This window comes from Moritella sp. 28, assembly GCF_018219435.1.
Taxonomy (GTDB): domain Bacteria; phylum Pseudomonadota; class Gammaproteobacteria; order Enterobacterales; family Moritellaceae; genus Moritella.
In genome coordinates this window covers 3,033,905-3,050,728 of sequence record NZ_CP056121.1, presented here as the reverse complement: position 1 = coordinate 3,050,728, position 16,824 = coordinate 3,033,905, and the positions used below count along the sequence as shown (strand labels likewise).

The following is a 16,824-nucleotide window of genomic DNA, read 5'->3' as shown; positions in this document are numbered from 1 at the left end:
ACAGTTTAGATACGTAAAAACTTGGATGAAAGTGGCTTAGTTTTATTGCTCTAGTCGATAGTAATATCATTATATTTTGTAGGGGCAGTGAAGGCATCTAGCTGACACTCCCATCAAATTGCGCATAACATGCGTTATGCGCAATGATTAAGCCTTCTGAATCGAGGCAAAATTAGCGATATCACTTCACTTTGATCACGTACGTAGCCCACCTTTGAAGCCGTAGAGGGTAACAAGGGCTGGCAATACTTACTAAAAGACGTTACAGCCGCAGACTAACACAGAGCCTAAAAGGACACTAAGCAATGAAAACCTATAGCTATGAGTACGGCGGCGAATTTATAACAGCATTCGCAACCAAGCAGCAATATATTAACTCACTAGGGACACCGAAAGAACGTTTCAATAAGTTACGGGCAGGTGAAGCTCAAAGGCACTGGCTTTATATTGGTAGCGACTTAAGGCCGTTTCTAATAGAAGTATTCTTAATTATGAAAACGACGGAACCGTGGGAAGCTATACAGGCCATCATAGAGGATAAGCAGCTAAACCTTGAAAAGTACGACGGGGAGCAATACGGAGAGATTAAGGCGCGGCTAGATAGCGTTTATAGCTTAATGGATGGCAAGTCTATAGCGTCTAAATGCCTATGGGAAGTTAGGCGAGGGATACATAGAGATTATCATGATCTTTGCTTTAATCGAGTTATGCTACCGCATAGGTTTATCCACGTAAGAGGCGACCTATATTTAGTCGTAAACAAGCAAGGGAAGCCATTAGGTTACTTGGGGGAACCGTTAAGCCATTCGGGGCTAAGGTTGCATCGCATAGAGGGAGTGGTCAAGCCTTGCATAACTAAAGGGGCTAGGGATGAGGTGGCCGTTGCTAAAAGTATTCTAAAGCGTATGGATATAACCGATGAAGTATATTGATCAGCACAAAAAGGTAGTTAGGTTGGTATGGTTGGAAAAATTACTATTGTTTAGTAACACACGGAATTTATTTAAAAATCAAAGCTAATACTAACACCACTTCGTATAATGACCGCCTGTAAGATTAGAATAAGATTGTAGTTCATTATGTAGAATCTAGCGAACGATCTCCCGCTAATGGTCATTTCAGGTGCGTACTTGTAGTGATATGGATAACGTGGCCGTTCCCTGCGACGACTATCATGCTGTACCCGTTATGAACTTAAGCCAGTTATCGTTACTATGGCTTACCCTGTATATATACAGCTTCCTCATATCCGATCTATATTGTTATCTTGTTATCTTGTTCTATTGGATAGCTGTTCTCGATGCTTATGGGAGGATTACTCGCCTTGTGGATGGATGCAGCTATCGCCACTCAATCGCCAATTTTAATTTCACCTCCTTTAAGTTTTTGATTTTAAACTGGTTTTATTTGTGTTTATATTGAAACCGGTAATATAAACAGTGAAGGGCACTACACTTGGATCGACCTAGAGTTGGCTTAATCATTAGTTTTTACGCCATTTAAATCAAAGGTTTACGTTTTGGTGGCGTGAGTGGTCTCTAATGTATGTTTATACGGTGCATGATTGAGTACCTATCTTATGTTGAACTAAAGCGCTTAAATCATCAAATCGACTTCTTCCTATCTAAAGACGAAGTCGGCCAAGTCTTGCCATAAAACATTCAGCACCCTAACGGGAATAAGGCCACTCTTATCCAGTTGTTTTATTTAAAGGACTGGATTATGAAAGAATTAAATAATGACCCTCATATCACGCGATATCTCATTACTGTTGATAGTAATGGAACAACTCTGCAGACGATGAATGTAGAGGGTAAGTCGCTAATCGATTCTGAAGCGGCAAGAAACCTTGTGCGGGATATGAATCAAATGACAGCGCGCATGAATGAAATGGTTAGACGTATGGGGGTTTTGAATGGTGCTTGTAATACCGAACGTTTAAATAAGTCGATTGATTAGACCTGGTGAACAGTTTTAGATGTGTAATAGCAAACCCTCATAACCCAGTTTTGCTATTACAACATTGAAAGCTTCTGCTTAAGTTCTTTCTGCAGACTGGGATCGAGTGATTTCAGCATTTCAAAGGCCAGCTTACCTGAACTTTTTGCTGACGGGCTTAATGTGTGACTAAAGCTTAGGTTCATTACAAATGAATGGCCGCATTCTGGATTAGTACAGCTGCAATATAAATCTGTGTATTCAATCGAAATTCGATTCGTTTTTTGTATACGGCTTTTATCGCCACACTCAGAACAAAGTACTCGCATAAAACATCCACTTAACTAACAAACAGGGGTGTAAATTATACAGTATTTAACTGTGTTTTTATACAGCCTTGTCGACGTGAATGTATAGCTCTTTACCCTGTAAACTTCTGCTAACAGGCACAAAAAAGGCCGCTATCGCGACCTTTAAACTCACTGCGTTTTAAGTGAAGTTATGTCTTTTAGTTCAGGCGTTGGCCTAGGCATTAGAGCTAGAGTTTAAACTGACCGAACAGTTTATTTAGCTGTCCACCTGCGTCACCTAGCTGACTTGCGATTTCGCTTGATTGATTACTAGATTCAAGTAAAGCGCTTACGATGTCACGGATAGACACTAAGTTACGGTTAATTTCTTCAGTTACTGAGCTTTGCTCTGTTGCTGCCGTAGCAATGTGTTCAGTCATGCAGTTGATTGATTCTACCGCAGAGGTTACCGCGTTCAGACTAGAAGAAATATCCGTTGACGAGTTTACTACTTCAGAACAGGTTGTTTGGCTGTCCTGCATTGACGACACCGCGGATTGCACAAACTGGTGTAGCTCATCTAGCATCGTTTTGATTTCAAGTGTGCTGCCTTGTGTACGGCTTGCTAGGTTACGAACTTCGTCTGCTACAACAGCAAACCCTCGGCCTTGTTCACCAGCTCGTGCAGCTTCAATTGCAGCGTTCAGTGCTAATAGGTTAGTTTGTTCAGCAATGTCACCGATAACCTGAAGTACGCTATCAATTTTCTTTGATTGGTCTTGTAAAGAACTCATATGTTCACTTGTCTGCTGAACATTGTTTTCTAGTGAACTAATAGAGCCTGTTGATACTTGAACTAGGTCTTGAGCTCTTAGTGAGTCCGTATGTGCCTCGTTGGTAGCTGACGCTACTTGATATACACTTTGAGCCACCTCGTTTGCTGTTGAACTCATTTCAGTTACTGCTGTTACCACTTGCTCTGTTTCTTGGTTGTGATCTTGTAGTTGTTGGTTCATTTGTGCAATTTGCAGGTTAATTGAACCCGCTGCATCAGTCACTTGTACGGTTGTTGTTGCGACTTCAGAAATAATGCCATGAAGCTTTGATATGAAAATGTTGAATGCTTTACCTAGTTGAGCTATTTCATCTTGGCCTTCAACATTGACACGCTGCGTTAAGTCGCCATCACCGTTAGCAATATCATTAAATGTTGCTAGCATGCTATTTATTGGTGCGATAACTTTTGCTGCTACATAGGTTATCAGTAAAGCTACAGCTAATAGGACCGATAGAGCAGTAATAATCACAGCTGTAATTTGTTCATTAAGTTGTTGGTGTGCTTTTTCTCCAAAGAGTTCAGTAGCAGCAACAATATCATCCGTATAGAGTCCACTACCTAAAAACCATTTACTACCAGCAATTGGAGATGCGTAAGCAATTTTAGGTTGAGGAGTACTTGAGCCCGGTTTGTCATAAACGTACTCGATGAAACCGCCACCTTGGTTTGCTTTGTCGTGTAGGCCTGCTGTGATTTTTACACCATTAGGGTCGGTTAAGTTTGCGCCTGATGTTCCTTCAACTTGAGGCTTTAGGCTATGAATAACGTACTGACGTTTTTCATCGAATGCGAAAAAATATCCGCTACCTTGCGAAAATCGAGCTTTATTTAAAGCATTGCGAGCAGCTTGTCTGGCTTCATCTCCAGTACCTAGTCGGCTTACAATCTCTTCTATTACTGCTGATGCGACTAAAGCGGCATCTTTAATGTTATTTTTACGCTCATTGGTTAAGACTTGCCGATAATCCTGAATTTGAATTTCGACTTGTTTCTTCTGTGAATTAATACTAATACCTAAGGTGAACACCGTGACGATAATCATAGGAATTAATGAGACTAGCAAGAGCTTTATTTTCATCGGGAAATTATTCATTTACAAAATACCTAGTAGGGTTTCAAATGGCGATATTATGTATTACTCATCCTTGGCTGAATAGAATCATCAGTGCTTTCATTGATAAATATCAGTGTTTTTTTTATAAAACTGAGTGGTATATCTGATTTCACCAAAAGGGAGTAAGTAGTTGAAAACACTTGCAAACACTTACAAACACTTACAAAAAGTTGAAGTGAAATTTTTATTTTATGTTAGATTATCCTCACCTTTCAAATTTTGATAAGTACGAGTATGAATAAAATATTTACAATAATATTATGCAGCTTGCTGTTCGGCTGTGGCTCCGGTGATGAATCTAAAACGGTCACGCAACCAACCAGAACCTACTCAATAGCAACTGTTAATGTTATGTCAGATAAACAAGTCATTGACTCTGCTGTATCTGTTGATAGCAAACAAGTGATTTCAGTATCAAACTTAGCTCGTTCAACAACCAGTGCTCGAGCGTTTTCATGGGAAGGGGATATCAAAACTAAAGCACAATTTTTAGTAAAGAGTACCAATTCACAAATGCCGATCATTACATCAAATATTGATATTGAAACAGATTCTGATTATACGATAAGGCCTAGCGCTGTACTGATTATTTCGGGTTCAACTTCAAAGCCTAAATTAAAGCTATTACCACGACCATCTTCAAGTAGCCCGAGCGTAACACAATTATATTTTTATAACTCGATTGAAAATATGACTGCTGTGGTGAAAGTAATATGTGACGATAATTCATATCAAATTAAAGAATTTGGCTATGACTTTAACGATACCATACACAGTGGTATTTATTGCTCAGGTAAGCCATCTAGAGTTGAAGTAACGGACAAAAATGGCTTTAAACGCCCACTCAGCCTTCGTACTAGTGCAATAGGATTTGGTAACTATTACATGATTTTGTTTGACGATAATAATAAAATAAATACCGAGTTCGTAGAAGGCCGCTACGCCCAGTAGCAACGAGATTATATCAGAATAACTATGGATACCATGTTAAGGCAAGTTTGAAATGTCACCTTTATGTTCAATAGGCCGTGTATGGACGATTTCATCCCTAGATCTAAAAAGCCTCCGACGAGGCCAGTTTCAATGAACCACTACAATAAATAAGCAATGTAATCATGTTCTTATAATGTACTATTCAGTTTTAATTATAATCCAAAATAGCTTTGTGGCGAAATTAGTCACCAAGCCGTAAGGTACAGAAGGAAGTTATGCTGGGAACGTTAAAGAGTTGGTTAGACATTATTTATTTCCTAAGTGGTCCAGTTATAGCTTTAATCGCATATATGGCACTTGGCCAGATCAAAATTGCAAAAGATCATTAAAAATCACGTCGAAAAGAGTGAAATAAAAGCGAAGCGGGAAACTGAAGATGGTAGAGGGACATAAATACAGGGGGTGGTACTTTCGCACTATGAAACATCAAGTTAATTACACATAAAACTAATCCGCAGGATACTAATAATGCCTCTTGGAAATTTTGCTGCAGACGCAGAAACAAAAATACAAAAACTACAACTCATTTGTGGCGAATTAAATGCACAAGACCCTTTATACCTTGTTCTTGGTGAATTAATTGCACTATATAATAACCCTGACTTCCTATTAGTTTTTAAACCAGGGAATACTGCTGGGCCTCTATACTCAGATAGTCAGTTAATTGGCTGTGAAGTCAACTATAAATCAACACTACTGCATAATTTTGTCCATGAAATGACACATGCAAGTGTTTTGAATTGTTACCGAGCCGACATGATTAATTATTACTCAGGAAACATTGCTATTCCTCTTGAATTTGGGCCGCTGTCGGATAGAACTGGAATAGGCAGCTCTAGATTTATAGGATTACCTGAAAATGTCATGCCGCCTCTAACAGGAACTTTAGATGCTCGTCAGAGGGCGAGGATTAATCCAGCTTACAACAGGGTTTTAGCTGCTAATTTAAGGGCTTTAAAACAAATAGCAACTAAAGAGCATTACTACAAATCAAGTCATCAATTTAAATCTGATGAACAAATAAAAGCCATAGCTGATACCCTTGCCGAAAGCACTGTGGACTCTGATCCATATTTTCTTCTTGTTACGGAACTGCAACTGGATGCAGGCTTAATAGATAGAAGTGCCAATAATAAAGAAAATAAGATTAATCTCAATGCTGAGATTACGCGTCGGAGAAACTGGGTCATAGAGCGCATAAATTATGGTCTAGGTTCGATGCTAGGTAACGTTGGCACTGAATACGACACAATTATTAATCAAACGCTACTGCAATTACATCAATGGGGTTTAAATACAACCCCCAATGAACTTGTGACTGCTTTTGGTAAATTAGCTAGAGAAGCTCATGAACGCAGAATGTCTGCCGATAACAACGGACTTCATATAGCGCAAATAAGACAGCCTCGAGGTTTTACCTTAGTTAATAAATGGAAAAAACCATTCAATGTCTATAAGTCTTTGAAAAGCCGTTAATTAATAGCTCGCGTGCTCACATTGATACGTTAAAAATTTTTTATAGGACTTCTGTAAGAATAGCTCTAGTTTCTAGTTAATCATAATACAGAAGCACCTATCCTCACTGCGCATAACGCATGTTATGTTAATCGGATATGAGGGTTTCAGCTAAAAGCCATCACTTGCCCTACAAAACCTAATGTGTATGTAACTCTAACAAAGTTATGTCCAAAATCGAGTTAGCTAGCCTAGCTAACTCAAAATCTACTAAGTTAATTAGCTGGGCTAGAACTCGTGTCTACATAGCCTATTTACAGAGCTCTTTTACTCTTTTTCCATCGTCAGCACTACACGTCCCAACACAACAATATCCGCTTCTGCAACTTCAACTGATGTGTTGCCATAACTCATGGCTAACTTTTTACCTGGTAAACGCTGCAAATGATTTATGGAAATCGCACCATCTATATCCAATAAATAACGGCCTGAACTAGGGGTTACTTCTTCAGTATTAACAAATAACAATGAGCCATCAAGATCGATCACACGAGTAGCGCTCGGAGTTAAACCATATCACTCCATCACTTTCAAAAGCATCACCTTCATCTAGTAACAGCCATCTCAAAGACACGCCTTTAGCTAGGTTAATCCTAACGGCGATCTCAAAAAGAGTCATATCACGAGTATGCCAAGTAGATATCGTTGTTCTTGGAATCCCCAAAGATTCTGCTAAATCAATAAGATTCGTTGATCCTATTATTTTAACCAACTTTTCTGTTATCACCTTTCCACCATCATAGTTGAAAGGCGGGATTCTAACTTTCGTCATTTGAGTGTTGGATTCCGTCTCGTCATGCTAAAGCGAGTGATCTCGTTGAATCTCTTACTCATTAGACTGGAGAGCAATGCTTTAAATTGCTCAAGGATAACTCGATTTTCAGGCAAAAACTGAAGATAAATAAATTTAATATTCCCCAAAATAATTTTCTAGCGCATCTAAATCACCATTAAATTTAAAACGATAGTACGGTTACATTCACTTACATATTAATGCTTGAGAAGCTTTACTGCATCGGTATAATCCGCCAAAAAATGATGTGATAAAAAGCACAGTGCAACATTTTACCTTTGATTAAACGTAAAACAAAGGCGATTACTCCAAATGAAAACAATTAGATCTCTCGTGGCAACAACTTTATTGTCGGTGCTTCTTACTGCATGTGGCGGTGGCGGTGGCGATGGTGGTGGCGATAAGAAAACGCCGGTAAAACCGACGACTCCAGTAAAACCGACGACTCCAGTAAAACCGACGACTCCGGTAAAACCGACGACTCCGGTAAAACCGACGACTCCGGTAAAAGAAAAACAGTTCAAGCTAGATAGAACTCTTTTAGGCGTATATGGGCCGAATGGTGATGCTCTTTTACCTCCACTTGCCAATGTTATAGGTAAGGATAACCCAGACGCTGAGAACATAAAAAATGACGTCCAAAAAGTCCTTAAGGTGGTAGATAATATTGCAGAGACAATTATTGAAATTAATGCTCTGGTTATGTTTGGCAGCTCAGTATTCGATGAACAACTTCCAACACTTGACGCTAAAGTTAAAGAATTAAAGAGTATTTACAAAGTTAATGACATTAATTCGATAAAAAATAAGTTGGGATTTCAACAAATAAGCCATGATAGAAGAGATTCATGGCCTCATCCTAAACTTGGTAATACAACAGCAGACCTAACCCATGCAGGTGGTGAAGTTTATTTTTGGAATGTCACCTCGGACCGCTATTATATTGACGACAAAGATATAGGTAAAGTTAAGATTCAACTAGCTCAATTAGACGAAGGTGCATTCAACGTTGAACTTAAAACTATTAATGAAAGTGGAAAATTTGATGGAAGATACGAATATACCTTCAGAAGCGATAAAGAAAGAATGCTAGTCAGCTATAGTAACAATGACTACGATAGTTCAATTTTAATTAACCATAATTATAACAGTCAGTTAATCGTGGTTGGTGAGTTACCATTTAAAAGCACTAGTAATATAAAATACAAAGCATCCTACGATGCGAGTAATAACACACTAACCCGAAAATAAAAGTTTCGTTAAAAATAAAAGGCGGTGATGCATTTCAGTAACTGGTTGGGCCTTAGTGACTCTCTAACCAAGGCTACTTTTCGCCGCCAGTGAGTAGGAAGAAGTAAATTGTCCACCAGCACGTCTATTTGTTGTGCTGGTGGGTATTAGTTTTGCCCAATTGTTTGTTGAGACTTAACAGTATGTACTTTGTCTGGCAAGAAAGTTGCGTAGCTTGTATCGTAAGGCCGCAGAAAAAACCATATTAAAGCTAAAAATAAATTAAAAAACCTAGAGGGTCTCTAATATCTAGGTCTAACGTTTTTAATTAATCAGCCCCTCACTGCGGGGGCTGTTATCTCTAATGTCAAAGTTGTGACACCTTTTGACACAAAGTGACAAACCCTTCATGTTTATTGAGGCGCCAAATTGCAATTTACCCAAATCGCCTTGGTTAAGTACCGACCCAAAGGTTCAACACAACGCGTTCACATTTACTTAACATTTTGGCGTGCAAAAATTACCAACTGATTTGATTATATTTATGCACTAAGAAAACGGCTAGACAGGGTGATTTTATACAGTGCTATTTGTATTTTGGTGAACGCAGTCTCGATTTGCCAAAGACAGCAAGGTTTATCTTGTAGTCTAAAATTAATGTCAATATAATCAGTTGCATAGCTAGTCTTGTATATAACTTACAAGATTAAAGAAATAATTTACAGGACGGCTCATTTTCCCATAAACATGTAATTAATAAATTTGAAGTATAATCTTATTTTTCAATTAATTAATCTACTTTTATGTGGAGTGAATGAATTTGGGAAATCGAGAGTCCTGTTATGCAAACATTATGTGTATAAGGATAGTATGAAGTATTTATCAAGTTTTTGGGTGTTGTTAATCGCGTTTCAGCTTAATGCTCAAGAGATCAAAGTTAATTCTGGAAAGTATTCTGATTATTATCACATCAGATACGAACTTACTTCAGGCAATTATTCTGTAAACTCTGAATACGGATTTAATGAAGGTGGTCAATTTGAAGTGTTTGTCCCAAAAGAGCACTTTCCAATCGCCGCTCCAAATTGCAATAAAAACATCATCATTCGCATGCCTTATTCTGGCTCTGAAAAGCGTAAACGTGCTCTTTACAATGAACTATTGTTGTCAAAAACTATTACAGTTACATTGGAGTTAAATCCATATGTTAAAGTCCTAAATAAAGATCCATTACAAGTTGAGTTAGGGTACTGTAATGTTTTTTTCAGACATAGAGATGGTGACTACTATGATCGGCTTTAGTATACATAACAAGCTAATTAATAATGAGAATAAAGCAGTTGGCTGTTTTCGTTCCTCAACATTTTAGCCAACTATAATTTTCCGCTTATGTAAGCGTTAAATGACCTTCAGGATAATATGAGGAATGGAAATGATCCCAATTAGAAGTGCTGTTGTCTCAGGCGTCGCTTTGTCTGTTATTGATGGGCAAACAAAAATGCTTTTGATGAAAAGGACTAAGGGTTGCTTTTGGTGTCATGTTGCTGGAAGCATTGAACCCGATGAAAAAGGCTGGCAAACCATAATTAGAGAGTTTAGAGAAGAAACTGAGATTAAGGTTACTGAATTATATAATGGACAATACCTAGAGCAATTCTATGAAAGCAACCTTAATATAATAGAAATGATCCCTGTTTTTGTCGTCTACTGTAAGCCAAATCAAACGATTATCATTAATCATGAACATACTGAATATAAATGGTGTTTGTTAAGTGAAGCTATTGAACTCGCTGAATTTCCAGGCCAAAAATTACTTTACGAACATATATGGAATAATTTTGTTGAAAGTAAGCCATCGAAGCTCATGCGTGTGAAGGTCACCCACCAAAAATAATTCTAGGTGCCTTCGTTGACCATCATCAAACATCCCAACAATTTATTCTATTCGCATGAGACAGTTCCAATCTTAAAGTTTCTATCTTCTCTTGCTCCTGAATACCAAATGAAACAACTTTCTGCTTTTAACGTGTTGAGCTCTGGATTTGTAGAAATATTTACATTATCTTTAAATGAAAACGTACCTACAATATTAGTGCCAGATACACCCTCTGAAACCCAATCATTAGAATGATACCCAGAAAAGACGATATCCTGTCCTTGTCCAATTCTGTGCATAAGTGAGGATATTGTTGTTGACGAGGCGGAAGGTGTTCCATAAATAAAATAGCAATCATGACCGCAGATATTTTTAAATGGATTATCCGCAGGTTCATCTCCGTAATATCCGCCACCAGTGATAGGATCATTTCTATTCGGGTTTCTTTTCTCTAACCCTGCTAAAGCTAATTTTGCATAAACAACTGTTGCCTGAGATTCAATTTGAGCACGGACTTCGGCTAAAGAACCATTCCTTGCATCTGTACGAAAATCTAAGAATTTTGCGATTGCAACGGATGATAAAATAGCAAGTAATATGATACACACGACTAGCTCGATTAAAGTGAAACCACTTTGTTTTTTCATTTTTATAACTTAAACATTGATTTTAGACAGGTGTATGATATCAGTTTAAGCTATTTATCAAAATACCCTTACAACAGCAGTGTAGTGGTATAGCGAATTTAGCTACAAAATCTAATGTGTATTATCTCGGTTAGCACAATAACTCTAAGCCAGTTCTGTCCAACTATGGTTTAGAGCAACAGCGTTAAGCCTTGTGAACACCAAGGGACTCTGTCGTACCATAACTACCAAGCGACTCTGTCGTTTTTATAATTACCAAGGGAAATTGACGGATCAAATCATTATATCCTGCCAGTTGGTTGTATATTGTGGAGTGTCGGCAACGAGAACATTAAATCGCCTTGGTTGAGTACCTCACCAGAAAATAATGCAGTCATGCTCAATGACTAAGCAAACTAACTACATTAAAGGTAATTAGCATTGTTAAGTTGCTCTTTTAATAAAACTTGTTATTATGTGCGCATATATAGTCGGGGGGCCTTTTAGGCTGAGATTGCATTTTGCAAGACCCGTTGAACCTGATTCAGTTAATACTGGCGTAGGGAACTAGTAAGTCTTGCTTTGTATTATTTGATCCGTCACGTTTCATAAAATTTTAGCTCGATAAAGTTCCTATACGTTAGCCTTAGGAACTTTATGTCAAACATTACCGCAATAAATAAAAACCAAGTTGCATTTACACCTATCGTACTCACGATCGCGGGCTCCGATAGTGGTGGCGGCGCTGGTATTCAAGCCGACATTAAAGTGATGTCTGCAACGGGCAGTTATGCCTGCTCAGTGATCACCGCAATTACCGCTCAAAACACCCTCGGCGTATCAGCCATCTTCCCAATACCCCTTGAACATGTCGAAAAACAACTTGATGCTGTTTTTACTGATCTGAATATCGTTGCAGTTAAAGTCGGTATGCTGGCCGATGATGACATCATCAAAATAGTCGCGGCCAAAATAAAACAGTATCAACCTGCATTTTTAGTTGTCGATCCCGTCATGGTCGCGACCAGTGGCGACTTATTGATACAAGAATCTGCGATCAGCACGCTCAAAGCGGAATTACTGCCGCTTGCCGATATCATTACGCCAAACTTACCTGAAGGTGCTGCGCTTATTGGTAGTGAAATACCGAGCAGCGAAGCAGATATGATCAACATGATCACTGGCCTTCGACAACTGGGTGCAAAAGCAGTACTACTCAAAGGTGGTCACTTAGAACAAGATGAAAACAGTAACGATCTGCTCATTTTCCCCGAAGATGTCCACCACTTAACAGCAAAACGTATCAACACGCGTAATACTCATGGCACTGGTTGCACGTTATCTTCGGCTATCGCATCCTATCTGGCACAAGGTCATGATCTGTTGCGGGCTGTGCAACTGGGTAAACAGTATATCTCACAGGCCATTGCGCATGCCGATGAATTAGAGATAGGTAAAGGTCATGGACCGGTAAATCATTTCTTCAGTGGTCACGCTAATGTCTGCTAATACATTGGCTATATCTGCCAACAAAAATGCTGTCAGTATCGATATATCAGGTGGCTACCTGCGTTATCACGGCAGTACTGAAGTGACTGTAGCTGGACTTGATATGCATATTCCCGCAGGGCAGTGGACATGTATTTTGGGGCGAAGTGGTTGTGGTAAAAGCTCTTTACTGCGCTACCTTGCTAACTTGCTTGACGATAAAGTGGATTGGGCCGGTGAACTCTCCACGCAACCTCAATGTGACATCAAGGATAATATTGCTTATATGGCGCAGCAAGATCTGTTGATGCCTTGGTTGTCGGTGTTAGATAACGTTATGTTAAGCACTCAATTTGGCGGTGCGGATTATCAAACAAAGAAAACACACATTCAGTTTGATAAAGCGCACTCGTTATTACAAAAAGTGGGGCTGGCGGATAAATCAAATTACTTGCCGCAGCAACTATCCGGAGGCATGCGTCAGCGCGTGGCGCTGGCGAGAACGCTCATGCAAGACAAACCCATCGTATTAATGGATGAACCATTCTCTGCGTTAGATGCAGTAACACGCTATCGCCTGCAAAACCTTGCTTACCAATTACTGCAAAATAAAACGGTGGTATTTATCACCCACGATCCACAAGAAGCTATTCGCTTAGCAAACCGACTTTATATTATGCAAGGAAAGCCTGCTTATGCAGAATCGTTGCTCGTTCCCGCCTCAGTGACGCCTCGTGATTTTGATGCAGAGTGTGCTGAACTTCAGCACACCATTATGGCTCGCTTGGATCAAGATTATGAGTGATTTAAATCAGGTAGACGCAATCCAAGTTAATACAGTCCAAGCAGATTTAATACCATGCAAGGTGAAAAGTAAACCACGTGTAGTTAACCCACTGGTTCGCATGGTGATTAGCGCTGCGGTGATTATCGGCTTGTGGCAAGCTGTCGTGATTATCTTTGAGATGCCCTCATTCATTTTACCCAGCCCTGTGGATGTATTCGAAAGATTGCTTCAAAGACACACTGTCTTACTTAAACACGGTTGGGTCACCGCGCAAGAGATCGTACTTGGTTTACTGTTCGGTTTAACTATGGGGTTGTTATTCGCACTACAAATGCTGCTGTTCAATCCAGTTAAACGTTGGTTATTGCCTATTTTGATTGCCAGCCAAGCCATTCCCGTGTTCGCTATCGCACCGATATTGATGTTGTGGTTAGGTTACGGTATCTCATCCAAAATCGTGATGGCGGCGTTGATCATCTTTTTTCCTGTTACCACCTGTTGTTACGACGGTTTACGAAATACTCCCGTTGGTTATCTTGATCTGGCAAAAACAATGGGCGCGACCAAGTGGCAAATGTTGCGTCATATTCAATTTCCAGCGGCTTTACCAACGCTTGCTTCGGGGATCCGTGTGGCAGTAGTTATTGCGCCAATTGGTGCCGTAGCCGGAGAGTGGGTCGGGTCAAGTGAAGGCTTGGGCTATCTTATGTTGCAGGCAAATGCACGCATGATGATAGATGAAATGTTTGCCGCGTTATTTATATTGTCAGCCTTGTCTATCACGCTTTATTTTGTGGCAGATAAATTGTTAAAAAAACTGATCCCTTGGGAAGTTTGATCGGAATTTAAGGACGTTTAATGAAAAAGAATATTATTTTTAGTGCTTTGGCACTTACTGCGACTCTGTTACCTGTCTTTGCTCATGCAGAAACGAAAAAATTGACCCTGATGCTGGATTGGTTCGTGAATCCGAACCATGGCCCTGTCGTTATTGCGAAAGAGCGTGGTTATTTTAAAGCTCAAGGTCTTAATGTTGACATTCAAGAGCCTGCTGATCCAAGTATGCCACCAAAACTGGTTGCAGCGAAGAAGGTCGATTTAGCGATCTCTTATCAGCCTAATTTGACGATTGATGTCGCTGCTGGTTTACCATTGATCCGTTCGGGAACCTTGATTGCGACACCTTTAAATACCTTGATGGTATTAGACAATAAAAAGATCAATGATTTGTCTGATTTTAAGGGTAAAACAATTGGTATAGCGTTTTCCGGTAATGAAGAAGCAACGATAGGGACTATGCTGAAAACAGGTGGCGTTAGCTATGACGATGTTAACATTATTAATGTAGGGTGGGCGCTTTCTTCTTCACTGGCATCTGGTCGGGTCGATGCAATCTGGGGGGGATTTCGTAACTTTGAAGGGAATCAACTTGCCCTTGAAGGTTTTAAAGCAAAGGCATTTTTCCCTGAGGAGCACGGTGTACCAGCCTATGACGAGCTGATCTTTGTTGCGAATGCAAATACCTATGACAAAGCAGCGATTACTGGATTTAATAAGGCCATAGAGCAAGCGACGACTTATATTGTTAATCATCCGCAGCAAGCGTGGAAAGAGTTTGCGGCGTACGCACCAGACACATTAAATAATGAGCTTAATAAACGCGCTTGGAACGATACTTTGACACGTTTTGCTATGCGTCCTTCAGCGATCGATCTGAAGCGTTATGATGATTATGCTCAATTCATGTATTCGCAAAATATCATCAAGTCTTTACCGAAAGCAAAAGATTATGTACCTGCGCTGTAATCGGTTGTAATTCTTTTTTTTAATCAATAAAAATAAATTAATGAGTTGTTATATGAATCATCAAGATTTAATCAATGCCTGTCGTCAAGATTGGGATGCATACACCAAACATACTTTTGTTCAACAATTGGCAAAAGGCACGTTAGCACAACCATGTTACTTGCATTACCTAAAGCAAGATTTTTTGTTTCTAAAACAGTATGCGCGCGCTTATGCGTTGGCTATTTACAAAGCGAACACGTTAGCTGATATGCGTCAAGCACTGCCTAGTGTGAATGGATTACTGAGTTCAGAGATTAGCCACCACGTGAGCTATTGTAGTAATTGGGGTATGACTGAGTCTGACTTGGAAGCGGAAGACGAAGATTTTGGTACTGTCGCCTATACACGCTATGTACTGGATGCCGGTATGAAAGGGGATATTGTTGATTTATACGTAGCGTTAGCGCCTTGTTCTTTTGGTTATGCAGAAATAGGGCGCAACCTTATTGCAGATGAAAATACCAAGCTGGAAGGCAATCAATTTAAAGACTGGATCACACTCTATAGTGGTGATGAATTTCAGCAAGGGGCCCTTCGAGGTATGGAACACATCGATGTGTTATTAGCTGAAATTGATTTGCACAGCCAGCGTGGGCGAGACTTGATCACAGTATTTAGAACCGCGACACGAATGGAAATTGCTTTTTGGCAGCAAGGATTAGACATCATCTCTGAGGGCAAAGCATGAATCAACCATTAGGTTTAAATATCAATACGATTGTGACCGCGTTAAATGCACTGCGTGAGCAAAAACCACTGGTGGTGAATATTACTAACTATGTGGTGATGAATAATACCGCAAATGTATTGCTTGCGATTGGTGCGTCGCCAATCATGGCGCATTCCCGTGAAGAAATGGCTGAAATGATGTCTTTTGCTGGTGCGCTCGTTATCAATATTGGCACTTTAGATAGCCAGTGGACACCGCGTATGGTGTTTGCGGTTGAGCAGGCAAATATAAATAACAAGGTGGTGGTACTTGATCCTGTCGGATGCGGTGCTAGTGCATTGCGAACCGAAACATCACGTCAAATAGCGCAAGCCGCGAATAAGTTAATCATTCGTGGTAATGCGTCTGAAATCATCGCGCTGGCTGGCGAAAAAGGCCAGAACAAAGGCGTTGATGCGCTGGATAGCAGCGATACGGCGATTGGTGCTGCGCGTTATTTGGTTAACACTTATCAGTGCAGTGTTGTTATTTCTGGTGCGATTGATTTTGTGATCACAGCTGAGGGGCAAGTTCAGTTGCAAAATGGCCATGCAATGATGCCGTATGTCACTGGTATGGGTTGTTCATTGAGCGCGCTTACCGGTGCCTTTGCCGCGGTAGGCGAAGAAACTGGATTAGCGGCTACCGCGATCTTCGGTGTGGTCGGTGAAATTGCCGCAGAACAATCAAAAGGTCCTGGTAGCTTACAACTTAATTTATTGGATGCCTTGTATCAATTGGATGAAGATACACTGATTCAACGCTTGAAATTATCGTGA

At 39.9% G+C, this 16,824-nt stretch carries 18 protein-coding genes and 1 riboswitch; of the genes, 13 read left to right on the top strand and 5 right to left on the bottom strand.

Annotated elements, in window-relative coordinates:
• Positions 1–305 precede the first annotated feature (305 nt).
• Complete coding sequence (locus tag HWV02_RS13440; RefSeq protein ID WP_211688175.1) at positions 306–932, top strand: hypothetical protein; 627 nt, start codon at positions 306–308, stop codon at positions 930–932.
• A 790-nt stretch (positions 933–1,722) separates the two neighbouring features.
• Positions 1,723–1,959 (top strand): hypothetical protein, encoded by a 237-nt coding sequence (locus HWV02_RS13435; RefSeq protein ID WP_211688173.1) that lies wholly within the window; start codon positions 1,723–1,725, stop codon positions 1,957–1,959.
• A gap of 56 nt (positions 1,960–2,015) precedes the next feature.
• Here the strand turns inward: HWV02_RS13435 and HWV02_RS13430 are convergent, their stop codons facing one another.
• Both HWV02_RS13430 and HWV02_RS13425 read right to left on the bottom strand, forming a co-directional pair.
• Positions 2,016–2,267, bottom strand: coding sequence for an ogr/Delta-like zinc finger family protein (locus HWV02_RS13430; RefSeq protein WP_211671963.1), 252 nt, complete (start codon positions 2,265–2,267; stop codon positions 2,016–2,018).
• A 209-nt stretch (positions 2,268–2,476) separates the two neighbouring features.
• Positions 2,477–4,159, bottom strand: a complete 1,683-nt coding sequence (locus tag HWV02_RS13425; RefSeq protein ID WP_211688171.1) for a methyl-accepting chemotaxis protein — start codon at positions 4,157–4,159, stop codon at positions 2,477–2,479.
• 255 nt (positions 4,160–4,414) lie between these two features.
• Between HWV02_RS13425 and HWV02_RS13420 the strand changes: the two genes are divergently transcribed.
• Both HWV02_RS13420 and HWV02_RS13415 read left to right on the top strand, forming a co-directional pair.
• Complete coding sequence (locus tag HWV02_RS13420) at positions 4,415–5,131, top strand: hypothetical protein (protein WP_211688169.1); 717 nt, start codon at positions 4,415–4,417, stop codon at positions 5,129–5,131.
• A gap of 510 nt (positions 5,132–5,641) precedes the next feature.
• Complete coding sequence (locus tag HWV02_RS13415; RefSeq protein ID WP_211688168.1) at positions 5,642–6,649, top strand: hypothetical protein; 1,008 nt, start codon at positions 5,642–5,644, stop codon at positions 6,647–6,649.
• Positions 6,650–6,955: 306 nt separating this feature from the next.
• Here the strand turns inward: HWV02_RS13415 and HWV02_RS13410 are convergent, their stop codons facing one another.
• Together HWV02_RS13410 and HWV02_RS23025 are read right to left on the bottom strand one after the other, a co-directional pair.
• Positions 6,956–7,177 carry a hypothetical protein gene (locus tag HWV02_RS13410; RefSeq protein ID WP_211688166.1) on the bottom strand — a complete coding sequence of 74 codons (222 nt, stop codon included), beginning with the start codon at positions 7,175–7,177 and terminating at the stop codon, positions 6,956–6,958.
• On the bottom strand, positions 7,164–7,460 hold the full coding sequence (locus tag HWV02_RS23025; RefSeq protein WP_211688164.1) for a helix-turn-helix domain-containing protein: 297 nt from the start codon (positions 7,458–7,460) through the stop codon (positions 7,164–7,166). Before HWV02_RS23025 ends, HWV02_RS13410 begins: the two co-directional genes overlap by 14 nt.
• Before the next feature lie 333 nt (positions 7,461–7,793).
• Here HWV02_RS23025 and HWV02_RS13400 point away from each other — a divergent pair, with 333 nt between their 5' ends.
• From HWV02_RS13400 to HWV02_RS13390, 3 genes are all read left to right on the top strand, one after another.
• Positions 7,794–8,732, top strand: coding sequence for a hypothetical protein (locus HWV02_RS13400; protein ID WP_211688162.1), 939 nt, complete (start codon positions 7,794–7,796; stop codon positions 8,730–8,732).
• Between the two features lie 849 nt (positions 8,733–9,581).
• On the top strand, positions 9,582–10,013 hold the full coding sequence (locus HWV02_RS13395; RefSeq protein ID WP_211688160.1) for a hypothetical protein: 432 nt from the start codon (positions 9,582–9,584) through the stop codon (positions 10,011–10,013).
• A gap of 124 nt (positions 10,014–10,137) precedes the next feature.
• A complete protein-coding gene (locus HWV02_RS13390; RefSeq protein ID WP_255550327.1) occupies positions 10,138–10,605 on the top strand; it encodes an NUDIX pyrophosphatase in 468 nt (155 codons plus the stop codon).
• Between the two features lie 47 nt (positions 10,606–10,652).
• Here the strand turns inward: HWV02_RS13390 and HWV02_RS13385 are convergent, their stop codons facing one another.
• Entirely contained in the window at positions 10,653–11,234 is a 582-nt protein-coding gene (locus HWV02_RS13385) for a type II secretion system protein (RefSeq protein ID WP_211688159.1), read from the bottom strand.
• Positions 11,235–11,695: 461 nt separating this feature from the next.
• Positions 11,696–11,796, top strand: a riboswitch (TPP riboswitch).
• Between the two features lie 74 nt (positions 11,797–11,870).
• On the opposite strand from HWV02_RS13385, the gene thiD reads away from it, so the two are divergent.
• From thiD to thiM, 6 genes are read left to right on the top strand one after another with little or no spacing between them, the layout of a single operon-like run.
• Positions 11,871–12,722: a bifunctional hydroxymethylpyrimidine kinase/phosphomethylpyrimidine kinase gene (thiD, locus tag HWV02_RS13380; RefSeq protein ID WP_211688157.1), complete on the top strand. Its 852-nt coding sequence runs from the start codon at positions 11,871–11,873 to the stop codon at positions 12,720–12,722.
• Complete coding sequence (locus tag HWV02_RS13375; RefSeq protein ID WP_211688155.1) at positions 12,712–13,506, top strand: ABC transporter ATP-binding protein; 795 nt, start codon at positions 12,712–12,714, stop codon at positions 13,504–13,506. The genes thiD and HWV02_RS13375 overlap by 11 nt, the downstream gene beginning before the upstream one ends.
• Positions 13,499–14,326, top strand: coding sequence for an ABC transporter permease (locus tag HWV02_RS13370; RefSeq protein WP_211671947.1), 828 nt, complete (start codon positions 13,499–13,501; stop codon positions 14,324–14,326). The genes HWV02_RS13375 and HWV02_RS13370 overlap by 8 nt, the downstream gene beginning before the upstream one ends.
• 20 nt (positions 14,327–14,346) lie before the next feature.
• Positions 14,347–15,294, top strand: a complete 948-nt coding sequence (locus tag HWV02_RS13365; RefSeq protein ID WP_211688153.1) for an ABC transporter substrate-binding protein — start codon at positions 14,347–14,349, stop codon at positions 15,292–15,294.
• A 52-nt stretch (positions 15,295–15,346) separates the two neighbouring features.
• Positions 15,347–16,024, top strand: coding sequence for a thiaminase II (tenA, locus tag HWV02_RS13360; protein ID WP_211676297.1), 678 nt, complete (start codon positions 15,347–15,349; stop codon positions 16,022–16,024).
• Entirely contained in the window at positions 16,021–16,824 is an 804-nt protein-coding gene (gene thiM, locus HWV02_RS13355) for a hydroxyethylthiazole kinase (protein WP_211688151.1), read from the top strand. The genes tenA and thiM overlap by 4 nt, the downstream gene beginning before the upstream one ends.

Bases quoted from the DNA above. Each gene is read 5' to 3' on its own strand.
- HWV02_RS13440 (WP_211688175.1), top strand. From the start codon at position 306: ATGAAAACCTATAGCTATGAGTACGGCGGCGAATTTATAACAGCATTC.
- HWV02_RS13435 (WP_211688173.1), top strand. From the start codon at position 1,723: ATGAAAGAATTAAATAATGACCCTCATATCACGCGATATCTCATTACT.
- HWV02_RS13430 (WP_211671963.1), bottom strand. From the start codon at position 2,267: ATGCGAGTACTTTGTTCTGAGTGTGGCGATAAAAGCCGTATACAAAAA.
- HWV02_RS13425 (WP_211688171.1), bottom strand. From the start codon at position 4,159: ATGAATAATTTCCCGATGAAAATAAAGCTCTTGCTAGTCTCATTAATT.
- HWV02_RS13420 (WP_211688169.1), top strand. From the start codon at position 4,415: ATGAATAAAATATTTACAATAATATTATGCAGCTTGCTGTTCGGCTGT.
- HWV02_RS13415 (WP_211688168.1), top strand. From the start codon at position 5,642: ATGCCTCTTGGAAATTTTGCTGCAGACGCAGAAACAAAAATACAAAAA.
- HWV02_RS23025 (WP_211688164.1), bottom strand. From the start codon at position 7,460: ATGACGAAAGTTAGAATCCCGCCTTTCAACTATGATGGTGGAAAGGTG.
- HWV02_RS13400 (WP_211688162.1), top strand. From the start codon at position 7,794: ATGAAAACAATTAGATCTCTCGTGGCAACAACTTTATTGTCGGTGCTT.
- HWV02_RS13395 (WP_211688160.1), top strand. From the start codon at position 9,582: ATGAAGTATTTATCAAGTTTTTGGGTGTTGTTAATCGCGTTTCAGCTT.
- HWV02_RS13390 (WP_255550327.1), top strand. From the start codon at position 10,138: ATGGAAATGATCCCAATTAGAAGTGCTGTTGTCTCAGGCGTCGCTTTG.
- HWV02_RS13385 (WP_211688159.1), bottom strand. From the start codon at position 11,234: ATGAAAAAACAAAGTGGTTTCACTTTAATCGAGCTAGTCGTGTGTATC.
- thiD (WP_211688157.1), top strand. From the start codon at position 11,871: ATGTCAAACATTACCGCAATAAATAAAAACCAAGTTGCATTTACACCT.
- HWV02_RS13375 (WP_211688155.1), top strand. From the start codon at position 12,712: ATGTCTGCTAATACATTGGCTATATCTGCCAACAAAAATGCTGTCAGT.
- HWV02_RS13370 (WP_211671947.1), top strand. From the start codon at position 13,499: ATGAGTGATTTAAATCAGGTAGACGCAATCCAAGTTAATACAGTCCAA.
- HWV02_RS13365 (WP_211688153.1), top strand. From the start codon at position 14,347: ATGAAAAAGAATATTATTTTTAGTGCTTTGGCACTTACTGCGACTCTG.
- tenA (WP_211676297.1), top strand. From the start codon at position 15,347: ATGAATCATCAAGATTTAATCAATGCCTGTCGTCAAGATTGGGATGCA.
- thiM (WP_211688151.1), top strand. From the start codon at position 16,021: ATGAATCAACCATTAGGTTTAAATATCAATACGATTGTGACCGCGTTA.